At 30.6% G+C, this 1211-nt stretch carries 1 protein-coding gene; it reads left to right on the top strand.

The annotated features are described in order from the left end of the window. Positions 1-402 precede the first annotated feature (402 nt). Positions 403-1065, top strand: a complete 663-nt coding sequence (locus AC3ASS_RS14335; RefSeq protein WP_488284165.1) for a hypothetical protein — start codon at positions 403-405, stop codon at positions 1063-1065. Positions 1066-1211 lie beyond the last annotated feature (146 nt).

Raw genomic sequence — 1211 nt, forward strand, 5'->3', positions numbered from 1 at the left:
GTACGGTTTGATGAGGGGAAGCTGAGAGTAAAAGAGACAGCATGAGCTGTCCCTTTGAAATCAGTTTTCTACTCTACAAAATTCATTGCAAATTACCATTTAATTGCAATTTGAGGTAGGATGTCTCGTCCGATGGATATTTTATTGTATCTTTTTTTCAAAGTATTTTTATGGAATTCTTTTTACATCTATAGATAAGTTTAAAATATCAAACATCCATATTTTCATCATGAATGAATTTTTAACTTTCTAGAAAAATTTAGTGAATTTGTAGAATGGTACATATGAATTTTCTATGACTAACATATTTATTTCCATCTAAAAACAAAAGAATAAATTAGTCACTTTAATAAAAAATAATAAAAGGTTAATGAAAAAACATGAAAGAGAGGATGTTTTCTGATGTGGAAAAAGAATCGATATAAATTTTTAATAATATTAACTTCATTATTGATTGTGTTAACTGGTTGTGCTGGCAATAATGCTGACAATAATGATTCAACCAAACAAAGTGATAAAAATGAAAAACAGGAAAATAATCGAGTATCGTCACAAGAAGAATTGGATGAAGTTGGGGAATGGTATCAAGATGAAGATGGAAAAATGACTGTTATAGCAGTAGGAACAGAAGATCCAACATTTACAGGTAAAGGTGTAGATTACACGATTCGTAATACAATGATTGTCAGAATGGAAAATTTATCAGAAGATTTAAAAGAAGCGATACAGTTTGCCACTGGTAAAGAATCAATTCCTGACCAAATGAACGTCTTATTAACAACAATGGACAAGAAAAATAAACTAGATGAACCAATCGAGTTTACTGGAATACACACAGCTGTTTTAGGAACGAAACAAATCGATGTTATTTTAAACGATTTTGCATACAATGAAAACGAAGGTTCTACAATGCAAGGTGGAGTTGAAATGACAGATAATATAGCGATAATGTTAGATGAAACAGATGTAGATCAAGTTCGATTTATTGTATCGTCTGCCTTTAGAAACTCTGACTTTGAAGATGTCGATGATGAACATGAAGTAGTGGTTAATTTGAAAAAATAATGAAATAAATGGGGCTGTCCAAAAAGTCAGGGTAACTGACTTTTTGGAGCCCCTCATTTTTCACTTTTAAAAAAAATGCACAAAAAAATCGTCCTTTCTAGTAAAATGAAGTTACCACACAACATTACAGAAAGGACGATTTTTTA

Source organism: Bacillus sp. JST-5 (genome assembly GCF_057747715.1).